This window comes from Streptomyces tibetensis (genome assembly GCF_007655005.1).
GTDB classification, from domain to species: Bacteria; Actinomycetota; Actinomycetes; order Streptomycetales; family Streptomycetaceae; genus Streptomyces; species Streptomyces tibetensis.
Window position 1 is genome coordinate 256,467 of sequence record NZ_SZVW01000011.1, and the last position, 22,207, is coordinate 278,673.

The window sequence follows — 22,207 nt, forward strand, 5'->3', positions numbered from 1 at the left end:
CACCCGAACCGGGGACCGGCGCCTGCGCCGGGTGCCGCCCGGGCGGTTCGGTGCGGCCGTAGGCGAAGGCCGTCCACAGGCGGGTCACCACCCAGGCGGCCGCCGCGATCCCCTGCGTCCCCGGACTCGGGCCCGGATCAGTCGATGGCGGCCGGCCGGCGTTCCCTCGCCCCTGCCGGAAGGCCGTTCACCGGCGCGGGCGTCCTCAGTCATCCTGCGGCTGCGGCTGCGGCTGCGCCCTGCTGACGTCGTACACCCCGGCCACGTCGCGCATCGCACGCATCAGGCCGGGCAGATGGCCGGCGTCGGGGAGCTGCACGGTGTAGGTGTGCCGCACCTGCTGCTGGGTGGGCGGTTCGACGGTCGCCGAGACGATCTCCGCACCCTCGGAGGCCATGGCCTCGGTGAGATCGGCCAGCAGATGCGGACGGACGAACGATTCGGCGACCAGCGTGACCCGGCACTCGGCGGCCTCTCCCCAGCTCACACCGACCTCCGCACGCCCCCCGTCCTTCATGCGCGCCACCGCGGCGCACTCCACGCGGTGCACAGTGACCGCTCCCCCGCGTACGGCGAAGCCGGTGATCTCGTCGGGCGGTACGGGCGTACAGCAGCGGGCGAGCCGGGCGGTCGCACCGGGCAGGTCGGCGAGGACGTTGCCGGTGGCGGAGCGGTCGGCGGTCTGTTCGGGCGCCGCGCCGGGCTCGGGTACGTCGGCGGGCCGGACGCCTGTCCGGTTCTCCACGATCCGCGCCTCGCTCTGCTGGGACTCCGCCTGCGCCGGATGGGCGGTCAGCCACCGCTGGATGGCGATCCGGGCCGCGGGGGTGTGCGCGTGCTCCAGCCACTCCCGGGAGGGCTCCGACGCCGGGTCCTGGCCCATGAGGAGCTGAACGGTGTCGCCGTCCTTCAGCACGGTGCTCAGCGTCGCCAGGCGGCCGTTCACCCGGGCCCCGAGACAGGCGTGCGCGTCCTCCCCGTACTGCGCGTACGCGGCGTCCACGCAGGTCGCGCCCTCGGGCAGGCCGAGGGTGCCGCCGTCGGGGCGGAAGACGGTGATCTCGCGGTCCTGGGCGAGGTCCTCGCGCAGGGTCGACCAGAAGTGGTCGGGGTCGGGTGCCGCCTCCTGCCAGTCGAGGAGCCGGGAGAGCCAGCCGGGGCGGGTGGGGTCGACGCGCTCACCGTCGGCCGGGTCCTCGGGGGCCGGTGCGTACGGGTTGCCGAGGGCGACGACACCCGCCTCGGCGACCTTGTGCATCTGGTGCGTGCGGATGAGGACCTCGACGACCTGGCCGTCCTCGCGTGCCACGGCCGTGTGCAACGACTGGTAGAGGTTGAACTTCGGTACGGCGATGAAGTCCTTGAACTCCGAGACCACCGGCTTCATACAGGTGTGCAGTTCGCCGAGGACGGCGTAGCAGTCGGCGTCCTCGTTCACCAGAACCAGGACGCGGCCGAAGTCGGAGCCGCGGAGCCGGCCGCGTTTGCGGGAGACGCGGTGAACCGAAACGAAGTGGCGCGGGCGGATGAGGACTTCGGCGGAGATGTCCGCCTCGCGCAGCACACCCCGAACCTCGTCGGCGACCTCGGCGAGCGGGTCGTCCGCGCGGGCCGCGTTGCGGACGATCAACTCGCGGGTGCCGGCGTACTCCTCGGGATGCAGGATCGCGAAGACCAGGTCTTCCAGTTCGGTCTTGAGCGCCTGCACGCCGAGCCGTTCGGCCAGCGGGATGAGCACGTCACGTGTCACCTTGGCGATGCGCTCCTGTTTCTCGGGGCGCATGACGCCGAGGGTGCGCATGTTGTGCAGCCGGTCGGCGAGTTTGATCGACATGACGCGGACGTCGTTGCCGGTCGCCACGAGCATCTTGCGGAAGGTCTCGGGCTCGGCGGCGGCGCCGTAGTCGACCTTCTCCAGTTTGGTGACCCCGTCGACGAGGTAGCGGACCTCCTCGCCGAACTGGTCGCGGACCTGGTCGAGCGTCACGTCCGTGTCCTCGACGGTGTCGTGCAGCAGCGACGCGGTCAACGTCGTGGTCTCGGCACCGAGTTCGGCGAGGATCAGGGTCACGGCGAGGGGGTGGGTGATGTAGGGCTCGCCGCTCTTGCGCATCTGGCCGCGGTGCGAGGACTCGGCCAGGACGTAGGCGTGCCGCAGGGGCTCGAGGTCCGCTTCGGGGTGGTGGGCACGGTGGGCCTCGACCACATGGCTGATGGCGTCGGGCAGCCGGCCTCTGGCGGCGGGCCCGAGCAGGGCCGCGCGGCCCAAGCGGCGCAGGTCGATCCGGGGGCGGGCCTTTCTGCGGGTGGCTGTCGGTGTCACTGCTCCTGACACCGCGCCCGGCATCGGGCCTGGGGTCACGGAATTCGTGGCCTCCGCACTCATGGGCACCTCCGGCTGCGTCAACCGGCGGACGGGCGCCCCAGAGCGGACATGGCTCAGGGGGCGGCTTCGGTCCCCCGTCCGGGCCGGTGCTTGATGCTACCGAGCCCACCACGCCCGACTGACCGCCTCTCGCCGAGCGTGAAACTGATCACCCATTCGAGGGACGAATGTGAGGTTTGTACCCCTGTACCGAGCGAGCTCCGTGACGCGATTCTCGCCAAGTGGCCGAATGTCAACGGTGATTTCGGGTCGTCCGGCTGAAGACGCCCGGGCGTTTCAGGACTGCACGCCCCGGCTCACGCGGACGCCGCGGTCTCCAGCCAGTCCGCGTCGATCTCGCCCTCGGCCACGATCACGGCCGGGCCGGTCATCTCGATCTCGCCGTCGGGCCGCTCGGTGATCACCAGGGTGCCGCCCGGGACGTCCACGGTGTAGGTCGCGGGGGCGCCGGTGACCTTCGGGTCGGCACCGTCACGGCGGGCGGCGGCCACGGCGACGGCGCACGCGCCCGTGCCGCACGAGCGGGTCTCGCCGGAGCCGCGCTCGTGCACCCGCAGCGCCACGTGCGCGGGGCCGCGGTCGATCACGAACTCGACGTTCACACCGTCCGGGTAGGCGGTCGCCGGGCTGAAGGGCGGCGGGGAGAGCAGGTCACCCGCGTGCGCCAGGTCCTCCACGAAGGCGACCGCGTGCGGGTTGCCCATGTTGACGTTGCGCGCGGGCCAGCTGCGCTCGCCGACGCTCACCGTGACGTCGCCTTCGGAGAGCACCGCGCGGCCCATGCCGACGGTCACGTCACCGTCCTTGGCGATGTGCACGGTCTTCACGCCCCCGCGCGTGGCGACCGCGAGGTCTCCCTCGGTCACGTGGCCGGCGCGCTGGAGGTAGCGCGCGAAGACCCGCACGCCGTTGCCGCACATCTCCGCGACCGAACCGTCGCCGTTGCGGTAGTCCATGAACCACTCCGCCTCGGCCGCCATGCCCGCCGCCTCCGGGTGCGCGGCGGACCGCACCACGTGCAGCAGGCCGTCACCGCCGATGCCCGCGCGCCGGTCGCACAGGGCTGCGACGGCGGCCGGAGGCAGGTCGATGGCGTTCTCGGGGTCCGGGACGATCACGAAGTCGTTCTCGGTGCCGTGGCCCTTGAGGAAGGCGATCCGCGTGCTCATGCCTCGATCGTAAGGGGTGCCCACGACAACGCCTCGGCGTCCCCGCGACGGCGTTCCGCAGCCCGTACCCGGGTCAGCGCAGCCGCGCCACACGCCACACGGCGAGGACCACCACGACGGCCACGACCAGGGCGTAGGCGAGAACGACCCGCCAGTCGGGTCTGCGGCCGGAGCCGCGGGCAGGCAGGCCCGGCCAGGTGTGGCCCACTCGGCGGGCGGCCATCATGCCCCACCCGGCCGCGCACGAGCAGATCAGCAGGCCCAGCATGGCGATGACGGCCCCGCTGTCGCCGAAGTCGAAGGCGAGCGGGAAGGCGAACATCAGGGAACCGAGTGCCGCGAGGCTCACGATGGGCGCCAGCTGCCAGATCCGGAGCCGGCGCTGCGGACGCAGCTCGACCTCGACCTCGTCGGCGAACATCTCGCCGGGCTCGGGACCGTCGTCCGTCACGCCCTGCGTCTCGTCGGGCCCGTCGGAGCTGAGGTGCTCCGTCTCCTGCTCCGGTGCGTTCTGCTCCGACGCGTCCCCGCGCTCCGTCTCATCCCGCTCGGCGGTGATGTGATCGGTGCTGCGTGCGGTGTCGCGAGGGCCGGCCTCCATCGCCACGCGCCCTCCCAACTAGGACTCAGTTCGGTCGATCGAAGCTCGATGATGGCACGCCGCCGAAGGACCGGATGACGGCCTGGGCGTCCCGATGCCATGACGTGATCAGGCTGTGACCGGTCGTTCGACCAAGGACAGCGCGAGCTGCGGAAGTTCCGTGAGATCGGCCGCCGCCCCACTCAACCAGTGCACCCGCGGGTCGCGCCTGAACCATGAGTCCTGGCGGCGCGCGAAGCGCTTGGTGGCACGCACGGTCTCGGCCCGCGCGTCGTCGAGCGTGCACTCCCCGGCGAGCGCCGCGAGCACCTGCTGGTAGCCGAGCGCGCGCGAGGCCGTACGCCCTTCGCGCAATCCCTGCGTCTCCAGCGCGCGCACCTCGTCCACGAGGCCGGCGTCCCACATCCGGTCGACCCGGCGCGCGATGCGCTCGTCGAGCTCGGGGCGGGCCACGTCGACGCCGATCTGAAGGGTGTCGTACACCGAGTCATGGCCGGGGAGATTGGCCGTGAAGGGCCTGCCGGTGATCTCGATCACCTCGAGGGCGCGGACGACCCGGCGGCCGTTGCTCGGCAGGATCGCGCGGGCCGCCTCGGGGTCGGCGGCGGCCAGGCGGGCGTGCAGCGCACCGGAGCCGCGCAGCGCGAGTTCCTCCTCCAGGCGGGCCCGGACCTCGGGGTCGGTGCCGGGGAACTCCAGGTTGTCGACGGCCCCGCGCACGTACAGTCCGGAACCGCCGACCAGGATCGGCCAGCGCCCCTCGGCGAGCAGCGCCTCGATCCGCTCGCGGGCCAGGCGCTGGTACTCGGCGACGGACGCGGTGACGGTCACGTCCCAGATGTCCAGCAGGTGATGGGGGACGCCGTCGCGCTCTTCGGGCGTCAGCTTGGCGGTACCGATGTCCATCCCTCGGTAGAGCTGCATGGAGTCGGCGTTGACGACCTCGCCGCCGAGGCGCTGGGCCAGGAAGACGCCCAGATCGGACTTTCCGGCCGCAGTCGGTCCGACGACGGCGATGACACGGGGGGCGGGGGGTGCGCTGCTCACCGCCACAGTCTCCCAAACCTCCACCCCTGGTCTCGAACGAGTTACGTGACGCGACAGACGCGAGGTCGTTGCCCGTTGCGAGGTTCCTGCCGCCGGATCGCAGAGGCGGTGGCCCGGGCCGCGCAAATTGACGCACCGGGCAACGCGGGATTTCGCCCGCACGAGTAATGTATGGAGTGGATATGGGCGTTTTTGCACGACTTCTCCGGCGGTCGAAGGCCACGGCGGAGACGCCTGCAGCCGAGGCTCACAACGACACGGCGAAGGCCGGGACCGAGGCGGAGACGGCCGGGGCGCAGACGGCCGAGGCCGCCCGGACCGCCGAGGCGAAGGGCAACGACGAAACCCCGGTAGCGGCGGAGCCGGCTGCCGAGGCCACCCCCGAGGTCACCGAGTCCGAGGGCGTCGACATCCCCAAGCAGCAGTCCACCGAGCAGGCGGCCGACAACGAGGCCGACGAGGGCGCCCGTAAGTGACCGCCCCGCGCGAGGGAAGGTGAGCCATGGGTCTCATGGACAACGTGAAAGCCAAGCTGGGCCCGGCCAAGGGCAAGGTCTCCGACCTCGCACAGCGGCATGAGGGCAAGATCCATCAAGGTCTCGAAAAGGCCGCGCAGGCCGTCGACAAGACGACCAAGGGCAAGTACAGCGACAGGATCCAGTCGGGCACGGGCCGGGCCAAGGGCGCCATGGGCCGACTCACGCACCATGGCGACGGCGCACCGGAGACGGGCGGCACGACGCCGCCCGGCGCGGCCGGCACGACGAAGCCGCCCGGCACGGGCCGGACGGCACCACCACGGGACGCGGCTCCCCCGACGGACGCGGCTTCCCCGACGGATGCGGGCGTCCCTCCGCCTCCGGAGGCGCCGCCGCCCACGTCCTGAGCTCGCCCCGGCGCCCCGAGGGACCGAACCGCGCATCGGCACCCTGAAAGGCACATCGGCGAACGGCCGCGGAGCACGAGGGCTCCCGGCCGTCCGCCGTTCCCACGCCCTGGCGCCCGGCCGTGAACGTTTTCCCGCTCCCTGCGGCCCGCTGGATTCCCGCGCCGCCCGCCACGATCGTTCCCGAAGCCCGCGCTACGCCCCTTCCCGCACCCTGCGGCCAGGTCTACGACCAGGCGGCGACGACGTACCCCACGCCGTACGGCGCGTCCTCGTACAGCAGTGAGCCGCAGAGGTCCGCGCCCTCGGCAGCGCCCGCCAGGACCTGCCAGGGAGCCCGGCCGGAGACCTTCAGCTCGTGGGCCAGCCCGGTGTCCAGCTTGGTGAGTGCGGCCAGGTCCGCCGCGCCGAGCGCCCGTGCGACCTGCGCGTCGAAGGGCGCCGCCCGTTCGTCCAGGTAGCCCGGGGCCTTGAGCGTCCGGCACGCGCTGGCGTCCCCCATCACCAGCAGGGCCACCCGCTCGTCCAGGGCGGCGAGCTCCCTCCCGGACTGCACGCACCGCTCGGTGGGGCAGGACTCGCCCACCCCGAATCCCTCGACCGGAGCGTCGGACCACCCGGTCCGCTCCAGCAGCCAGGCGGCCACACCCAGCGAGTGCGGCAGCCGCGCGTCCGTGCCCGCGCCCTCGGCCGCTCCCAGCCGCACGTCGAGGTCGACGCCGAAGCCCCGGAAGGACCCCGCCGTTCCCGCCGGATAGTCCTCGGTCCCGGCACCGCCGACCGGTCCGACGACCACGAGCCGTCCCGGCCGGGCGGCGGCGAGCACGCCCAGCGCGTCCGTGCAGGCGGCCCGCGCGGCATCCAGTCCCGGGGCGGCGCCCACGGCGACCTCGGGCACCAGGAGGGGCGGGCAGGGGCAGACGGCGGCGGCGACAAGCATGATCGGCAGGGTAACCCTCAGGAGCCGCTGTCACCGCACAGGGCGGCAGCGGCCCGTCTCAGTCGCAGCCGCACCCGCTCACCACGGCCGGCAAGGCGAGTACGTCGGCGATCCGGCTCAATCACGACCGCACCCGCTCACCACGGCCGGCAAGGCGAGTGCGTCGGCGATCCGGCTAGTCGCAGCCGCAGCCGCTCGCCACGGCCGGCAGGGGCTCGGGGGCGCCGATCTTCGGCAGGCCCAGCATCACGCCGACGGGCTTGGCCTTCTCGGCCGCGTTCCGCTTCTCCCAGGCGTCACCCGCGCGCGTGCGGCGCACGTCCAGCACGGGCCCCTCGGCGAGGAGGTGGTGCGGGGCGGCGTAGGTGATCTCGACCGTGACGACGTCGCCGGGGCGGACCTCCTGGTCCGGCTTGGTGAAGTGGACGAGGCGGCTGTCAGGCGCGCGGCCGGACAGGCGGTGGGTGGTGTCGTCCTTGCGGCCCTCGCCCTCGGCGACCATCAGCTCCAGCGTGCGGCCGACCTGCTTCTTGTTCTCCTCCCAGGAGATCTCCTCCTGGAGGGCGACGAGCCGCTCGTAGCGCTCCTGGACGACCTTCTTGGGGATCTGGCCGTCCATCTCGGCGGCCGGGGTTCCGGGGCGCTTGGAGTACTGGAACGTGAAGGCCTGGGCGAAGCGGGCCTCGCGGACCACGTGCAGCGTCTGCTCGAAGTCCTCCTCGGTCTCGCCGGGGAAGCCCACGATGATGTCCGTGCTGATCGCGGCGTGCGGGATGGCGGCGCGGACCTTCTCGATGATCCCCAGGAAGCGCTCCTGGCGGTAGGAGCGGCGCATCGCCTTCAGGACCGGGTCGGAGCCCGACTGGAGCGGCATGTGCAGCTGCGGCATCACGTTGGCCGTCTCGGCCATGGCGGCGATGACGTCGTCGGTGAAGTCACGGGGGTGCGGGGAGGTGAAGCGGACGCGCTCCAGCCCGTCGATCTTCCCGCAGGCGCGCAGCAGCTTGCTGAAGGCCTCGCGGTCGCCGATGTCGGAGCCGTAGGCGTTGACGTTCTGTCCGAGCAGCGTGATCTCGCAGACGCCTTCGGCGACCAGGGCCTCGATCTCGGCGAGGATGTCGCCGGGGCGGCGGTCCTTCTCCTTGCCGCGCAGGGCCGGGACGATGCAGAAGGTGCAGGTGTTGTTGCAGCCGACGGAGATGGAGACCCAGGCCGCGTAGGCGCTCTCGCGGCGGGTGGGGAGTGTCGAGGGGAACGCCTCCAGCGACTCGGCGATCTCGACCTGCGCCTCCTCCTGCACGCGGGCGCGCTCCAGCAGGACGGGCAGCTTGCCGATGTTGTGCGTCCCGAAGACGACGTCCACCCAGGGCGCCCGCTTCACGATGGTGTCGCGGTCCTTCTGCGCGAGGCAGCCGCCGACGGCGATCTGCATGCCGGGGCGGGCCGCCTTCTTCGGTGCGAGGTGGCCGAGGTTGCCGTACAGCTTGTTGTCGGCGTTCTCCCGCACGGCGCAGGTGTTGAAGACGACGACGTCCGCCTCGTCGGCGCCCTGGGGCGCGCGGACGTAGCCCGCGTCCTCGAGCAGTCCGGACAATCGCTCGGAGTCGTGGACGTTCATCTGGCATCCGTAGGTCCGGATCTCATAGGTCTTAGATGATCGAACGTCCACTGCCGGGCTCCGGTCGCTGCTGCTGGTCATGGTTCAAGGGTAGGTGCTTCCCGGAGATCGTCGCCCCCGAGGTGCTTCCCGGAGATCGTCGCCCCCGAGGTGCGAGTGGGACGAGGGCCTGACCGCCGTCGCGGTGCCGGTCACCGGCCGTTCGGGCTCGGTCGTCGCCTCGCTCTCCCTCAGCGGTCCCAGCCACCGCTTCCCCTACGAGGCCGTGGAGCGGTTCGCCACCGACCTCGCGGAGTCGGCCGCGCTCATCTCGGCCCAGGGATCAGCCACCCGCTCACCCAAGGCCGTTGACCTGTCGCTGACCTGCCGGGGGCCGTCGGGGAACGGCAAGGGCCGGCGGTCACCGGAAGGGGCACGGCCGCCCGGCAGGAGCCCCGCACCGGGCTCAGGGCTCGATGAGTCCGGCCCTGATCGCGTACCGGGTCAGCTCCAGGCGGTCGCGCATGCCGAGCTTCTGCAGGAGGTTGGCGCGGTGGCGCTCCACGGTCTTGGCGCTGATGAAGAGGAGTTCCCCGATCTCCTTCGAGGTGTGGCCCTCTGCGACCAGCTTGAGGATCTCCTCCTCGCGTTCGGTGATGGCCCGCTCCGGCAGGCCGTCACCCCGGTGCAGCCGCTCCAGGTAGGAGCGGACGAGGGCGCGTTCGGCACCCGGGTAGATGAACGGCTCGTCGCGCACGGCGGCCCGGCAGGCCTCGACCAGGTCGCGGTCGGCGACGGACTTGAGCACGTAGCCGCTGGCTCCGGCCCTGAGTGCCTCGAAGAAGTACTCCTCGTTGTCGTACATCGTCAGGATCAGGATGTGCAGGCCGGGCATCCGGCGCGAGAGTTCACGGGCCGCCTGGAGGCCGGTCGTGCGGGGCATGGCGATGTCCAGGACCGCGAGGTCCACCGGGGTCTCCCGGGCCTTGGCGACGGCCTCGGCGCCGTCCCCGGCCTCGGCCACGACCGTGAGGTCGGGCTCGCCGTCCAGGATGAGGCGCACACCCCGGCGTACGAGGGTGTGGTCGTCGGCGAGCAGCACACGGATCGGTGTGGTCATCAGCGGGGTCCTTCGGTCACGGGTACGCGCCGTGTCACCGGTACGCGCAGCCGTACGTCGGTGCCCCCGCCCGGCGCCGGTTGCAGGGTCAGGGCGGCACCGATCAGCAGGGCGCGCTCGCGCATGCCCGTGAGGCCGGCGCCCTCGGGGGCGTCGCCGAGGCCTGTGCCGTTGTCGCGTACGAGGAGTTCGACGCCGTCGGGGACCGGCTGGAGGCAGAGTTCGGCGCGGTCGGCGGCGGCGTGCCGGGCGGTGTTGGTCAGGCCCTCCTGGGCGACCCGGTAGACGACGAGTTCCGCCTCCGGGGTCAGGGCGGGGAGCTCACCGGTGACGTGGTGTCGCACCGTCAGCCCGTGGGCCGTGAACTCGCCGGCCAGCGACCGCAGGGCGCTGGCCAGCCCGAGTTCCTCCAGCACGCCCGGGCGCAGGCGGCGGGCGATCCGGCGGATCTCGTCCAGGCCGGCCCGGGTCGCCTCCTGCGCCTGGCCCACCTCCTCGCGAAGGTCCTCGGGCGCCCGGTCGGCGACGCGTTTGAGCTGGAGGAGTACGGCGGTGAGGGTCTGCCCGACCTCGTCGTGGAGCTCTCGGGCGATCCGGTGCCGTTCGCTCTCCTGTGCGGACAGCGCCCGGGCGGCGCCCACCGCCCGCTCGGCCTCCAGCCGGTCGAGCATCGTGTTGTACGTGGTGATCAGCCCGGCCGTCTCCGCCGGCCCCGCGACCACGGGCCGGGAGCCCGGACGCAGCAGGTCGGCGGTGGCCATGGCCCGGTCGAGACGTTGCAGGGGCACCAGGCCGTAGCGCAGCACGAGCGCGTTGCCGGCGAGCAGCAGCACCAGACCGCCGAGCAGGACGAGGGCCTCGCCGGCGAGAACGGGGGTGGAGACTGTGACCGGGCCGAGCAGCAGCGCCGTGGCCACGACCAGGCCGACGGCGTTGAGCGAGAAGATCCGCCAGAACAACGACACGCCTCTGGATCCGCTCCTTCCCGACGCCGCGCGGTGCACCGCCCCCTCCACCCTCTCCGGCGACCGGCCGCTGCGTATATCCGTCACGACACCCATGTCGTCACCGTACGGCCGGATGGGAGCATGCGGAGTTGACTCGTCCGATGATCGGCTCCGTTCATCAGGTCGACAAAGCAAGACAACCAAGACGAACAAGACGAACAAGGGGAAGCAACGTGTCAGCTCCGCGCCTGAGGGCGACGCCGCTGCCGGGTATCGGGGTCCAGTACGACCTGGAGACCCGGGAACACCGCCATCTGTCGGTGGTGGCGCACCGAGACGGCACGCGCACGGTGAACGTGTACCGGTCCGACGATCCCGACTCGTGCGCACAGTCGTTGAAGCTGACCAGCTCGGAGGCGGGCTCGCTGATCGACGCGCTGAAGCCGTCCCACCACAGCCCGAGCCTGCTGTACACCACGGACCTCGGACTGGTGGCCGAACGGATCGAGGTGTCCGCGACCTCGCGCTGGAACGGGCGGGTGCTCGGCGACATGCGGATGCGGACGGAGACGGGCGCGTCGGTGGTGGCCGTGCTGCGCCGGGCCGAGGCCATCCCGTCGCCCGCGCCGGACTTCCGGCTGTCGGGCGGTGACACGCTGATCGTCGTCGGCACCCGAGAGGGCGTCGACGCGGCGGCGACCATACTCGGGCGGGAGTGAACTTTTGCACTCCGCTGTTCTGCTCATCGAGTTCGGTTCCATCATTCTCGGCCTCGGCCTGCTCGGCCGGTTCGCCGCCCGGTTCCAGCTCTCGCCGATACCCCTCTACCTCCTGGCCGGCCTCGCCTTCGGTGAGGGGGGTCTGCTGCCGCTCGGCGCGAGCGAGGAGTTCATCGCCACGGGCGCGGAGATCGGCGTCATCCTGCTGCTGCTGATGCTGGGCCTGGAGTACACGGCGAGCGATCTGGTCTCCAACCTCAAGACGCACTACCCGTCCGGTCTGGTCGACTGCGCCCTGAACGCGCTGCCCGGGGCGGCCGTGGCGCTGCTGCTCGGCTGGGGCCCGGTGGCCGCGGTCGTGCTGGCCGGTGTCACCTGGATCTCGTCGTCCGGAGTGATCGCGAAGGTGCTGGGCGATCTGGGCCGGGTCGGCAACCGGGAGACGCCGGTGATCCTCAGCGTGCTGGTCCTGGAGGATCTGGCGATGGCGGTGTACCTGCCCATCGTCACGGCGCTGGTGGCCGGCGTCGGGCTGATGGCCGGCAGCGTGACCCTGGCGATCGCGCTGGGCGCAGCCGGGCTCGTGCTGTTCCTGGCCGTGCGCTACGGCAGGCTCATCTCACGGTTCGTCTCCAGCGACGACCCGGAGAAGCTGCTGCTGGTCGTGCTGGGTCTGACCATCCTGGTCGCGGGTGTCGCGCAGCAGCTCCAAGTGTCGGCGGCGGTCGGGGCCTTCCTGGTGGGCATCGCGCTGTCGGGGGAGGTCGCGGAGGGCGCGCACACCCTGCTGAGCCCCCTGCGTGACCTGTTCGCGGCGGTCTTCTTCGTCTTCTTCGGGCTGCACACCGACCCGTCGAGCATCCCGCCCGTCCTGCTGCCCGCACTCGGGCTGGCCGTCGTCACCGCGCTGACGAAGATCGCCACCGGTTACTGGGCGGCCCGGCGGGCCGGGATCTCCGTCAAGGGGCGCTGGCGGGCGGGTGGCGCGCTGGTGGCACGCGGAGAGTTCTCGATCGTCATCGCGGGTCTCGCGGTCGCGGCCGGGATCGAACCGTCCCTCGGCCCTCTGGCCACGGCCTATGTGCTGATCCTGGTCGTCCTCGGCCCGCTCACCGCGCGCTACACCGAGCCGGTGGCGACGTGGTGGTCCCGCCGCCGCCTGCCCCACCGCCCGGAGCCCGCGCCCCGGGCGGCCGAGGCCGAGGCACCGGTCGCCGACTGAGGAGGGCGCGCCGGGTGCGCAGGGGCGTGGCCTCCCGGGTGCGCAGGGGCGTGGCCTCGGGGCCGGGGCCGGGCGCCCGATCGCCCCTCGGGGGCAGCGGCCCCTGCCCCCGGTCAGGCTCCCCCTCCCGGCACCCACCCCTGCCTGCGCAGCACCCCCGGCACGTCCGGCGCCTCGTAGTGCTCGCCCTTGAGGACCTTGCCGTCCTCGCGGCGGGAGACCGAGCCGTCGGGGCCGATCTTCGTCATGTTGGAGCGGTGGATCTCGGCGAGGACCGCGTCGAGGTCGATGCCGTGCACGAGGGCGGTGCCGTACGCGACGTAGACCACGTCCGCCAGCTCGTGGGCGAGCCGGTCGAGCGGTCCCCGTACCGATACCTCGGCGACCTCCGCCGCCTCCTCCGCGAGGAGTTCGCCCCGGTGGGCCGCCAGTTCCGGGGAGACCTCCGTCGGCGTACTGCGGGCGTCCAGGCCGAAGGCGCGGTGGAATTCACGGACCAGGTCAGCGGGCGAGGAGCTCATGGGGGCCGACTGTAGTGGCGGCCACTGACACTCCCCCGCCCCCGCCTTGGACCCGGCGCGCTCGCAGGAACCATCGCTGTGACCACCCCACGTCTGTGACCCCTGCCCTGGTCAGGGGGCCACCCGGCTGGCAGGATCGCCCGCATGTCCAGAACGCTCCCCCGTATCGGCAGGCGTCGGGCCCTGCAGGGCGGCGCCGCCTCCCTCGTGGTCCTCGGCCTGCTGCTGTGGTGGCTGCGCCCCTGGGCCGAGGAGCCGCCGAGCGGGACCATCACGTTCAGCACGGGCACACGCGCCGGGGTCTACCACGAGTACGGCAAGCTCCTGAGCGACGAGATCGACAAGGACATGCCCGACCTGAAGGTGCGGCTGCAGCCCAGTGCCGGTTCGCAGGAGAACGTCGCGGACGTGGCGACGGGCGACGCGGACTTCGCGATCGCCGCGGCCGACGCGGTCGCCACGTACAAGCTCGGCAAAGGCCCGGGCGCCGACCGGCTGCGCGGCGTCGCCCGCCTGTACGACGACTACGTCCAGCTCGTCGTGCCGCCGGACTCGGACATCCACTCGGTCGCGGACCTGCGGGGCAAGCGGGTGGCCATAGGACTGCCCGACTCCGGGGTGCGGCTGATCGCCAATGGCGTGCTCAAGGCGGCCGGCATCGACCCGGAAAAGGACATCAAGCCGTCGTCGGACGGCATCGACACCGGACCCAAGCGGCTGGGCCACGGCCTGGACGCGTTCTTCTGGTCGGGCGGTCTGCCCACGGACGGGCTCAGCCGGCCGGCCAAGAAGTCGGCGTCGGCCTTCCGATTCGTGCCGATCGACGCCACGCTCGTGGCCAGACTGCACGACCAGGGCGGTGCCACGCGCTACTACCGGGCCACGAAGATGCCGGAATCGGCCTACCCCACCATTCAGCGCGGCAAGGCGATACCGACGCTCGCGGTGTCCAACCTGCTGATCACGCGCAGCGACATGGATCCGCGGCTCACCGAGTGGCTGACCCGTACGGTGCTCGACAGCCGGGATCTCATCGGCGCGACCGTCCACTCCGCCCAGCTGGTCGACGTCCGCACGGCGATCTACACGGACCCTCTGAAACTGCACGTGGGCGCCCAGCGCTACTACCAGTCGGTCAAGCCGTAGCGCCCGGGCGGACCGCGGCCGCGCCACAGCCGCCTCCCCGTCAGACCGCGGCCGCGCCACAGCCGCCTCCCCGTCAGACCGTGGGCGCCGACCTCGGCACCGCCACCGTCACCTTCAGTCCGTGCGGCTCATGACGGTCGTACGCGATGGAACCCCCGCCCGCCGCGAGCAGCGCCCGCGAGATGGACAGCCCGAGGCCCGAGCCCTTGATGTTCTGGTGCCGGCCGCTGCGCCAGAAGCGGTCGCCGACGCGGGCCAGCTCCTCCTCGGTGAGGCCCGGACCCTGGTCGGTCACGACGACGGTGGAGGTGTCGCCGTTGGAGGCGACGGTCACCTCGACGGTCTGCTCCTCGGGCGTGAACTTCACCGCGTTGTCGATGACCGCGTCCAGCGCACTGGACAGCGCGACCGGGTCGGCCCATGCGGTCGTCGGCGGACAGTCCCCCACCAGGCGCACGCCCTTGGCCTCGGCGGTCGGAGTCCAGGCCGCGAGGCGTTCGGCGGCGAGCTCACCGATGTCGGTGATCCGCAGATCCGCCTCGGTGTGCTCGGCCAGCGCCAGGTCGAGCAGGTCGTCCAGGACCTGCGCGAGGCGCTTGCCCTCGGCCTGGACCGAGGCGATCTCCTGATTGCCCTCGGGCAGTTCGAACGAGAGCAGCTCGATGCGCAGCAGCAGCGCGGCGAGGGGGTTGCGCAGTTGGTGGGAGGCGTCGGCGACGAAGGCGCGCTGCTGCTCCAGCACGTCCTCGACGTTGTCCGCCATCTCGTTGAACGACCGGGCGAGCCGCCGGAGTTCCGGCGGCCCGCCGGCGGCGGCGACCCGGGACTTGAGCCGGCCGGTGGCGATGTCGTGGGTGGTGGCGTCCAGGACGCGCACGGGCTTGAGCACCCAGCCGGTCAGCCGCAGGGCGGCACCGACGGCCAGCAGCATCGCGGCGAACTCGCCCGCGCCGATGACCAGCCAGCCGTGCAGCGTGCGTGAGCGCAGCTGGCCCGTGGGCGAGTCGGTGACGACGACCGCGACGACGTCACCGTCCCGGATGACCGGCGAGGCGACCACGAGGTTGCGGCGCTGCCAGGGCCACACCTGCTTCGGGTCGTGGCTGCGGCGGCTGAGCTTCGCCTCGTCGAAGGCGTCCCGTACCTCGCCCTCCTGGGGCAGTGACCACTCGGCGGGGGCGTGGGCCATGGCCCTGCCGGTGCGGTAGAAGACACCGGCCCGAATGCCGTAGACCTCGTAGTAGCTGCGCAGCTCGCTGCTGAGGGTGGCCAGGCGCTCGTTCTCGAAGGCGCCGGTGGAGCCGTCGGGCGAGTCGGTGACGAACTGGGCCAGGGCGGCGAAGCGCGCGGTGTCGTCGATCCGGTCGACGACGACCTTCTGCTGCTGGGCGCCGGCGAGACTGACGGCGAGCGGGACGCCGAGCGCGAGGAGAACGGCCGCCATCAGGACGATGAGCAGCGGGAGCAGACGAGTGCGCACCCGGCCCCGCTACCCGGCGGGCGCGACGAGCCGGTAACCGACTCCGCGGACGGTCTCGATGAGGGCCGGCATCCGGAGCTTGGCGCGCAGGGACGCGACGTGCACTTCCAGGGTGCGTCCGGTGCCCTCCCAACTGGTCTGCCACACCTCGCTGATGATCTGTTCCCGGCGGAAGACCACTCCGGGCCGCTGCGCGAGCAGGGCCAGCAGGTCGAACTCCTTGCGGGTCAGGCTGATCACCGACCCGTCCACACTGACCCTGCGCGTGGGCAGCTCGATGTGCACCGGGCCGAGCCGCAGCTCGGTCTCGATGCCGCTGGAGGTGTCCTCGTGGGAGGTGCGCCGGCTGACCGCGTGGATACGGGCGAGCAGCTCCCCGGTGTCGTAGGGCTTCACGACGTAGTCGTCGGCGCCGAGGTTGAGGCCGTGGATGCGGGAGCGCACGTCGGAGCGCGCGGTGACCATGATCACCGGGGTGCTGGTGCGCTTGCGGATCTTGCCGCAGACCTCGTATCCGTCCTGGTCGGGCAGGCCGAGGTCGAGGAGGACGACGCCGAAGCAGTCGCCCTCGGGGACGAGTGCCTGGAGGGCCTCCTCACCGCTGCGCGCGTGCGTGACGTCGAACCCGTGCCGCGCCAGAACCGCCGACAGGGCGGCGGCGACGTGGTTGTCGTCCTCGACGAGCAGCAGTCTCATCCGGTCCCCCTTCAGTTCACTGGCCGTACGATCTGTATGTGTACACAACGCGTGCACACGCGCGCGTGCATCTTGTGCAGTCACGCTGATGGATGAGGACGGCGTCAAGAGAGTTCCGGTTGCGGAGCCCTTCCGTTACCCGGCCGATATCAGCGCTGCTCACAAGTGCTACGACACGTGTCCGATTGCTATCGGATCGTGATGCTCAGATTCCCCTCAGATGTAATGACGCAGGTCGTAGAGGGTTACTACTGTCCTCCGAAACCGAGGAGGACGGAGCCTGAGAGCGATGACCGAAGTATCGGTGGCCAAGGAAGATGTGGCCGCGACCGGAGAACTGGTCGTCCTGAAGAGCGTCAACAAGCACTTCGGCGCGTTGCACGTACTCCAGGACATCGACCTGACGATCGCCCGCGGTGAAGTCGTCGTGGTCATCGGACCCTCCGGGTCCGGCAAGTCCACCCTGTGCCGCACCATCAACCGCCTGGAGACGACCGACTCCGGGACGATCACGATCGACGGCAAGCCGCTGCCCGCCGAGGGCAAGGAGCTGGCCAAGCTGCGCGCCGACGTCGGGATGGTCTTCCAGTCCTTCAACCTCTTCGCGCACAAGACCGTGCTCGAGAACGTGATGCTCGGCCAGATCAAGGTCCGCAAGAAGGACAAGAAGGCGGCCGAGGAGCGGGCCCGGGCCCTGCTGGACCGGGTCGGCGTGGGCGCGCAGGCCGAGAAGTACCCGGCGCAGCTCTCCGGCGGTCAGCAGCAGCGCGTCGCCATCGCGCGGGCCCTGGCCATGGAGCCGAAGGTGATGCTCTTCGACGAGCCGACCTCCGCGCTCGACCCCGAGATGATCAACGAGGTGCTGGAGGTCATGCAGCAGCTCGCCCGCGACGGCATGACCATGATCGTCGTCACCCATGAGATGGGTTTCGCACGATCGGCTGCAAACCGCGTGGTGTTCATGGCGGACGGCCGAATCGTCGAGGAGGCTGCGCCCGACCAGTTCTTCAGCAACCCGCGCAGCGACCGTGCCAAGGACTTCCTTTCCAAGATCCTGCACCACTGACGGCGCGGGCCGCGTCCGACGCGCAGCGCGTGCCGCCCGCCCCTTGAGGGCCCGCATCTCTTCACCAGCCAAAGGATGTTCATCATGAAGCTCCGCAAGGTCACCGCCGCCTCGGCCACCGTCTTCGCCCTCGCCCTCACCGCCACCGCGTGCGGCGGCGACAACAGCACCGGCGGCGGCTCCGGCTCCGACGGCGGCAAGACGATCACCGTCGGCATCAAGTTCGACCAGCCCGGCCTCGGCCAGAAGACGCCGCAGGGCTACGCCGGCTTCGACGTGGACGTCGCCACGTACGTCGCGAAGAAGCTCGGCTACAAGGCCGACCAGATCGAGTGGAAGGAAGCGAAGAGCGCCGACCGCGAGACCATGCTGAAGCGTGGTGACGTCGACTTCATCGCGGCGACGTACTCGATCACCCCGGAGCGTCAGCAGTCGGTCGACTTCGCCGGCCCGTACCTGCTGGCCCACCAGGATGTTCTGGTTCGTGCGGACGACAACAAGATCAAGTCGCCGAAGGACCTGAACAACGCCAAGCTGTGCTCGGTCACGGGCTCCACCTCGGCGCAGAACGTCAAGGACAAGCTGGCCCCCAAGGCGCAGCTGCAGCCGTACCCGACGTACTCCGCCTGCCTGCCCGGCCTGCAGAACGGTGCCGTCGACGCGCTGACCACCGACGACTCGATCCTCGCCGGTTACGCCGCCCAGTCGCAGTTCAAGGGCAAGTTCAAGCTCGGCGGCTTCAAGCTGACGAACGAGAACTACGGCATCGGCGTCAAGAAGGGCAGCGACCTCAAGGACAAGATCAACAAGGCCCTCGAGGCCATGGTCGCCGACGGCGCCTGGCAGAAGGCCGTGGACAAGAACCTCGGCCCGGCCAACTACAAGAACGAGCCGGCGCCGAAGATCGGCGAGATCAAGAGCTGAAGCAGCGCCTGACAGGGTGCGCCGTCCACCGGAAGGGGCGGCGCACCGGCGTGGGCATCCCTACACGCGGAAGCACGGGAGATCGTGTTCGACTTTCTCAAGGATTACGACCTGCTGGGAGCCTTCTGGACGACAGTGCAGCTCGCTGTGCTCTCCGCCGTCGGCTCCCTGATCTGGGGCACCTTGCTGGCCGCCATGCGCGTCGGCCCGGTGCCGCTGATGCGCGGCTTCGGGACCGCGTACGTGAACATCGTGCGCAACATCCCGCTGACCGTCATCATCCTGTTCACGTCGCTGGGCCTGAACCAGACGTTGGGGGTCTCCCTCGGCGCGGACGACGTCGAGACGATCAACTTCCGGCTCTCCGTGCTGGGCCTGATTCTCTACACCTCGTCCTTCGTGTGCGAGGCACTGCGCTCCGGCATCAACACGGTGCCGGTCGGGCAGGCGGAGGCGGCCCGCGCGATCGGTCTCAACTTCCGCCAGGTGCTGGGGCTTGTCGTGCTGCCGCAGGCGTTCCGTTCGTCCGTCGTCCCGCTCGCGAACGTGCTGATCGCCCTCATCAAGAACACCACGGTGGCCGCCGCCATCGGTGTCGCCGAAGCGGCGGTACTGATGAAGGAGATGATCGAGAACGAGGCACAGCTGTTGCTGATCTCGGCGATCATCGCGTTCGGTTTCGTGATCCTGACGCTGCCGACCGGCCTGTTCCTCGGCTGGGTGGGCAAGAAGGTGGCGGTGAAGCGATGAGCTCCGTTCTGTACGACGCGCAGGGCCCTCGCGCCAAGCGTCGCAACGTCCTCCTCACGGTGGTCTTCCTGGTCGCCGTCGCCGCTCTGCTGTGGTGGGTGATCGGAACCCTCAAGGACAAGGGCCAGCTGGAATGGGCCCTGTGGCAGCCGTTCGTCCACACCGAGGCCTGGTCCACGTACATCTGGCCGGGTCTGCAGAACACCTTGAAGGCCGCCGCTCTGGCGGTGATCATCGCGATGCCGTTGGGCGCGGTCCTCGGCATCGCCCGTCTGTCGGACCACGTGTGGGTCAGGGTGCCGGCCGCGGTCGTGGTCGAGTTCTTCCGGTCCATCCCGGTGCTGGTCCTGATGATCTTCGGCCTCGCTCTCTTCGCCGAGTACACCAACGTCACCTCCGACGACCGTCCGCTCTACGCGGTCGTCACCGGCCTGGTGCTGTACAACGCCTCCGTCCTGGCGGAGATCGTCCGGGCGGGCATCCTGTCCCTGCCCAAGGGGCAGTCCGAGGCGGCGATGGCGATCGGCCTGCGCAAGGGCCAGTTGATGCGCCTGGTCCTGCTGCCGCAGGCCGTCACCGCGATGCTTCCGGCCATCGTCAGCCAGCTCGTCGTCATCGTGAAGGACACCGCACTCGGCGGCGCCGTCCTCACCTACTCCGAACTGCTCTCCTCGGCGAACACGATGAGCGGCTACTACGGCGCGAACATCATCGCCAGCTTCACGGTCGTGGCGGTCATCTTCATCGCGCTCAACTTCGCCCTCACCTCGTTCGCCAGCTGGCTGGAGCGCCGACTGCGGCGGGCCAAGAAGTCGACGGGCGCGGTCGTGGGCGCGAACGACGCGGAGATCGCCGGCACGGCGGGGACCGGCGCCGGAGGCACCGTCTGACACCCGGTCACCTCACGTGACACACTCAGGGGCAGTGGCATGATCGCCACTGCCCCTGGTCACTTGACGCAAGCACCGGCAATGGGTTGCATACGTTCTGTGATCGTGCACCCTGCTCCGACTTCCTGTTCACCTACGTCTCTCAGGACACCACCGCGGGCAGGGGGCGCCACGCCGTGGACCCGGTGATCATCGTCGGAGCTGGGCCCGTGGGGCTCACGCTCGCCCTGGCGCTGGCGCGTCAGGAGGTGCCGTGCGTCGTCCTCGACGAGGGCCCCGGCAAGGACGAACCCCGCGCGGCGCGCACCGTCGTCCTGCGCGAGGACACCGCCGCCCTCGTGGAACGGCTGACCGGCATGCCCCTCGCCCGGGCCGGTGCGCACTGGGCCGGATGGCGGTCGGTGCGGCGCAAGCAGGTGATGCGCGAAGTGGTTTTCGACGACACCGAGCCCTCCCCTCTGCACATCGCCCAGCACGTGCTGACCGGCGCCCTGCGCGCCGCCCTCGCGGACGAACGGCTGGTCAAGATCGCGGTGGAGAGCCGCCTCGACGGCCTCGAACAAGAGCCCTCGGGCGTTACGGCCCACACCCGCGGCCCCAAGGGCACCTGGTGGCGCGGCAGTTACCTGGTCGGCTGCGACGGCCCCCGCTCGACCGTGCGCAAGATCCAGGACATCCGCTTCCCGGGCCGTACGGCGGTGGAACGTCACGCCGTCGCCGCGCTCCGTACGGAACTGCCCTTCTACGACGAGGCGTTGCTGCACCGCCTGCCGCCATGGCGCATGTCCGGGCCCTCGGCCGGCGAGGTCACGGCACGTCCGCTGCCGGACGGCGTCTGGCGCCTGGACTGGCTCCTGCCGCCCGGCAAGGACCTGGTCACCCCCGAACTGCTGCTCACCCGCATCCGGGAAACGCTGGCCGGCTGGGCGGGCGGCACGACCCCGCCCTACGAGCTGCTGGACACCGGGGTCCACACCGTCCACCACCGGCTGGCCCGCCGCTGGCGCGCCGACCGTGTGTTCCTCGCCGGGGACGCGGCCCACCTGCTCGGCGCGCTGGGCACGCACGGACTGGACGAGGGCCTGCGGGACGCCGACAATCTCGCCTGGAAGCTTGCCCTGGCCTGGCACCACGGGCCGCACGAGGCACTCCTCGACAGCTACCAGACGGAACGCCGGGCGGTCGTCGCCGCCCGGCTCCGCGCCGCCGACCAGGCACTGCCGCTGCTGCGCGGCGGTGGCGGGCTGCGGGCCGTCGTCCCGGGTTCGTCCCGGGGCCACGACGCCCTGCTCACCGAGGGTCACCTGGGGTACGGCCAGCTCGGCGCGCCGGGGGCGCACGCCGACTCGCCGCTCGCCCCCGGCCCCCTCGAAGGGGAGGTCCCGGTCGACACACCACTCGGTGCACCGGTCACCGACGTACGGGTCACCGCGGAGGACGGCACCTTCGTGCGACTGCGGGACCGGCTCGGCCGCGGTGCGCTGCTCGTGGTGCTGATCGCACCGGGCACAGGTGTCTGGGAGCGCAAGCACTGGGTCAGCGCGGGCATCATGCCGCAGCTCGCGGCGGCGGTCACGGCACTGCCGCACCACGCCGAGCTGCTCGTCGCCGAAGGCTACCCGGGTGCGGCCGCGCACACGGTGCTGCTGGTGCGTCCCGACGGGCACCTCGTCACCGCGCTGGGCGGGGTGCGCCCGGCCGATCTGTACGCCGCGGCGGAGGCCACGGTGGGCGGACCGGTGAAGGCGCAGGCCGAGGCCGGCGCTTCGGCCGGTTCACGCTGAGGTCGACCCGGGGAGTCGGTCCCGGGTCTTACCCCGGGTTTCGCCCCGGGTTTCGGCCCCGCGGTGATGTGCTCACTGTCACAGTGCGTCCGCATGGTGACAGTGAGTTGACCCGTCCGGGCGGCCGTGGTGTACTCCGGTGCGTGACCGACACCTGTGTGCGCCTGTGGCGGAGGGTCCATATGGACCTCCTCCGCTATGCGGGCTGCGTGTGTCGCCCGTCCTGCTGAATTCGCATTCCTCTTCTTTGTGCGCGCGCCGCGCTCTGTCCGTCGGCTGCCGCGCCTCGCCCGCGAACCCTCATCAGGACCTTCAG

At 71.2% G+C, this 22,207-nt stretch carries 22 protein-coding genes and 1 pseudogene; 12 read left to right on the forward strand and 11 right to left on the reverse strand.

Annotated features, from left to right (window positions below; translation table 11 throughout):
* Positions 1–205: 205 nt before the first annotated feature.
* The 4 genes from FDO69_RS20425 to miaA form a co-directional block, all read right to left on the reverse strand.
* Positions 206–2,386, reverse strand: a complete 2,181-nt coding sequence (locus FDO69_RS20425) for a RelA/SpoT family protein (protein WP_104781291.1) — start codon at positions 2,384–2,386, stop codon at positions 206–208.
* 296 nt (positions 2,387–2,682) lie between these two features.
* On the reverse strand, positions 2,683–3,555 hold the full coding sequence (gene dapF, locus FDO69_RS20430; protein ID WP_104781292.1) for a diaminopimelate epimerase: 873 nt from the start codon (positions 3,553–3,555) through the stop codon (positions 2,683–2,685).
* A 73-nt stretch (positions 3,556–3,628) separates the two neighbouring features.
* Positions 3,629–4,156, reverse strand: a complete 528-nt coding sequence (locus FDO69_RS20435; RefSeq protein ID WP_104781293.1) for a hypothetical protein — start codon at positions 4,154–4,156, stop codon at positions 3,629–3,631.
* Between the two features lie 108 nt (positions 4,157–4,264).
* Positions 4,265–5,203 carry a tRNA (adenosine(37)-N6)-dimethylallyltransferase MiaA gene (miaA, locus tag FDO69_RS20440; RefSeq protein ID WP_104781345.1) on the reverse strand — a complete coding sequence of 313 codons (939 nt, stop codon included), beginning with the start codon at positions 5,201–5,203 and terminating at the stop codon, positions 4,265–4,267.
* 182 nt (positions 5,204–5,385) lie between these two features.
* On the opposite strand from miaA, the gene FDO69_RS20445 reads away from it, so the two are divergent.
* Together FDO69_RS20445 and FDO69_RS20450 are read left to right on the forward strand one after the other, a co-directional pair.
* Positions 5,386–5,679: a hypothetical protein gene (locus FDO69_RS20445; RefSeq protein ID WP_104781294.1), complete on the forward strand. Its 294-nt coding sequence runs from the start codon at positions 5,386–5,388 to the stop codon at positions 5,677–5,679.
* A 26-nt stretch (positions 5,680–5,705) separates the two neighbouring features.
* Entirely contained in the window at positions 5,706–6,089 is a 384-nt protein-coding gene (locus FDO69_RS20450) for an antitoxin (RefSeq protein WP_104781295.1), read from the forward strand.
* A gap of 226 nt (positions 6,090–6,315) precedes the next feature.
* Here the strand turns inward: FDO69_RS20450 and FDO69_RS20455 are convergent, their stop codons facing one another.
* The gene (locus FDO69_RS20455) at positions 6,316–7,029 is read right to left on the reverse strand and encodes a class III extradiol dioxygenase subunit B-like domain-containing protein (protein ID WP_104781296.1); all 714 of its coding nucleotides are present in this window, start codon (positions 7,027–7,029) and stop codon (positions 6,316–6,318) included.
* A gap of 175 nt (positions 7,030–7,204) precedes the next feature.
* Positions 7,205–8,728 (reverse strand): tRNA (N6-isopentenyl adenosine(37)-C2)-methylthiotransferase MiaB, encoded by a 1,524-nt coding sequence (gene miaB, locus FDO69_RS20460; protein ID WP_104781297.1) that lies wholly within the window; start codon positions 8,726–8,728, stop codon positions 7,205–7,207.
* Between the two features lie 103 nt (positions 8,729–8,831).
* Between miaB and FDO69_RS42100 the strand changes: the two are divergent.
* A pseudogene (locus tag FDO69_RS42100) lies at positions 8,832–8,900 on the forward strand (hypothetical protein); the annotation flags it as partial.
* 192 nt (positions 8,901–9,092) lie between these two features.
* Here the strand turns inward: FDO69_RS42100 and FDO69_RS20470 are convergent.
* Both FDO69_RS20470 and FDO69_RS20475 read right to left on the reverse strand, forming a co-directional pair.
* Positions 9,093–9,746 carry a response regulator gene (locus FDO69_RS20470; RefSeq protein WP_104781298.1) on the reverse strand — a complete coding sequence of 218 codons (654 nt, stop codon included), beginning with the start codon at positions 9,744–9,746 and terminating at the stop codon, positions 9,093–9,095.
* Positions 9,746–10,711, reverse strand: a complete 966-nt coding sequence (locus FDO69_RS20475) for a sensor histidine kinase (RefSeq protein ID WP_170320913.1) — start codon at positions 10,709–10,711, stop codon at positions 9,746–9,748. The genes FDO69_RS20470 and FDO69_RS20475 overlap by 1 nt, the downstream gene beginning before the upstream one ends.
* 215 nt (positions 10,712–10,926) lie before the next feature.
* Here FDO69_RS20475 and FDO69_RS20480 point away from each other — a divergent pair, with 215 nt between their 5' ends.
* Together FDO69_RS20480 and FDO69_RS20485 are read left to right on the forward strand one after the other, a co-directional pair.
* The gene (locus FDO69_RS20480) at positions 10,927–11,412 is read left to right on the forward strand and encodes a cation:proton antiporter regulatory subunit (RefSeq protein WP_104781300.1); all 486 of its coding nucleotides are present in this window, start codon (positions 10,927–10,929) and stop codon (positions 11,410–11,412) included.
* 4 nt (positions 11,413–11,416) lie between these two features.
* Positions 11,417–12,634, forward strand: a complete 1,218-nt coding sequence (locus FDO69_RS20485) for a cation:proton antiporter (protein ID WP_104781301.1) — start codon at positions 11,417–11,419, stop codon at positions 12,632–12,634.
* Positions 12,635–12,747: 113 nt separating this feature from the next.
* On the opposite strand, the gene FDO69_RS20490 is transcribed toward FDO69_RS20485, so the two are convergent.
* Complete coding sequence (locus FDO69_RS20490) at positions 12,748–13,155, reverse strand: pyrophosphohydrolase domain-containing protein (protein ID WP_104781302.1); 408 nt, start codon at positions 13,153–13,155, stop codon at positions 12,748–12,750.
* Between the two features lie 144 nt (positions 13,156–13,299).
* Here FDO69_RS20490 and FDO69_RS20495 point away from each other — a divergent pair, with 144 nt between their 5' ends.
* Complete coding sequence (locus FDO69_RS20495) at positions 13,300–14,301, forward strand: TAXI family TRAP transporter solute-binding subunit (protein WP_104781303.1); 1,002 nt, start codon at positions 13,300–13,302, stop codon at positions 14,299–14,301.
* A gap of 73 nt (positions 14,302–14,374) precedes the next feature.
* On the opposite strand, the gene FDO69_RS20500 is transcribed toward FDO69_RS20495, so the two are convergent.
* Positions 14,375–15,781, reverse strand: a complete 1,407-nt coding sequence (locus FDO69_RS20500) for a sensor histidine kinase (RefSeq protein ID WP_104781304.1) — start codon at positions 15,779–15,781, stop codon at positions 14,375–14,377.
* 9 nt (positions 15,782–15,790) lie between these two features.
* Positions 15,791–16,477, reverse strand: a complete 687-nt coding sequence (locus tag FDO69_RS20505; RefSeq protein ID WP_053671050.1) for a response regulator transcription factor — start codon at positions 16,475–16,477, stop codon at positions 15,791–15,793.
* A 289-nt stretch (positions 16,478–16,766) separates the two neighbouring features.
* Here FDO69_RS20505 and FDO69_RS20510 point away from each other — a divergent pair, with 289 nt between their 5' ends.
* The 6 genes from FDO69_RS20510 (at position 16,767) to FDO69_RS42895 (ending at position 22,121) form a co-directional block, all read left to right on the forward strand.
* A complete protein-coding gene (locus FDO69_RS20510; RefSeq protein ID WP_097221293.1) occupies positions 16,767–17,543 on the forward strand; it encodes an amino acid ABC transporter ATP-binding protein in 777 nt (258 codons plus the stop codon).
* 84 nt (positions 17,544–17,627) lie between these two features.
* Entirely contained in the window at positions 17,628–18,467 is an 840-nt protein-coding gene (locus FDO69_RS20515; protein WP_104781346.1) for a glutamate ABC transporter substrate-binding protein, read from the forward strand.
* A gap of 84 nt (positions 18,468–18,551) precedes the next feature.
* Positions 18,552–19,217, forward strand: a complete 666-nt coding sequence (locus FDO69_RS20520; protein ID WP_104781305.1) for an amino acid ABC transporter permease — start codon at positions 18,552–18,554, stop codon at positions 19,215–19,217.
* A complete protein-coding gene (locus FDO69_RS20525; RefSeq protein ID WP_104781306.1) occupies positions 19,214–20,107 on the forward strand; it encodes an amino acid ABC transporter permease in 894 nt (297 codons plus the stop codon). The genes FDO69_RS20520 and FDO69_RS20525 overlap by 4 nt, the downstream gene beginning before the upstream one ends.
* Before the next feature lie 176 nt (positions 20,108–20,283).
* Entirely contained in the window at positions 20,284–21,891 is a 1,608-nt protein-coding gene (locus tag FDO69_RS20530; RefSeq protein WP_104781307.1) for an FAD-dependent monooxygenase, read from the forward strand.
* 158 nt (positions 21,892–22,049) lie between these two features.
* A complete protein-coding gene (locus tag FDO69_RS42895; RefSeq protein WP_310851512.1) occupies positions 22,050–22,121 on the forward strand; it encodes a putative leader peptide in 72 nt (23 codons plus the stop codon).
* Positions 22,122–22,207 lie beyond the last annotated feature (86 nt).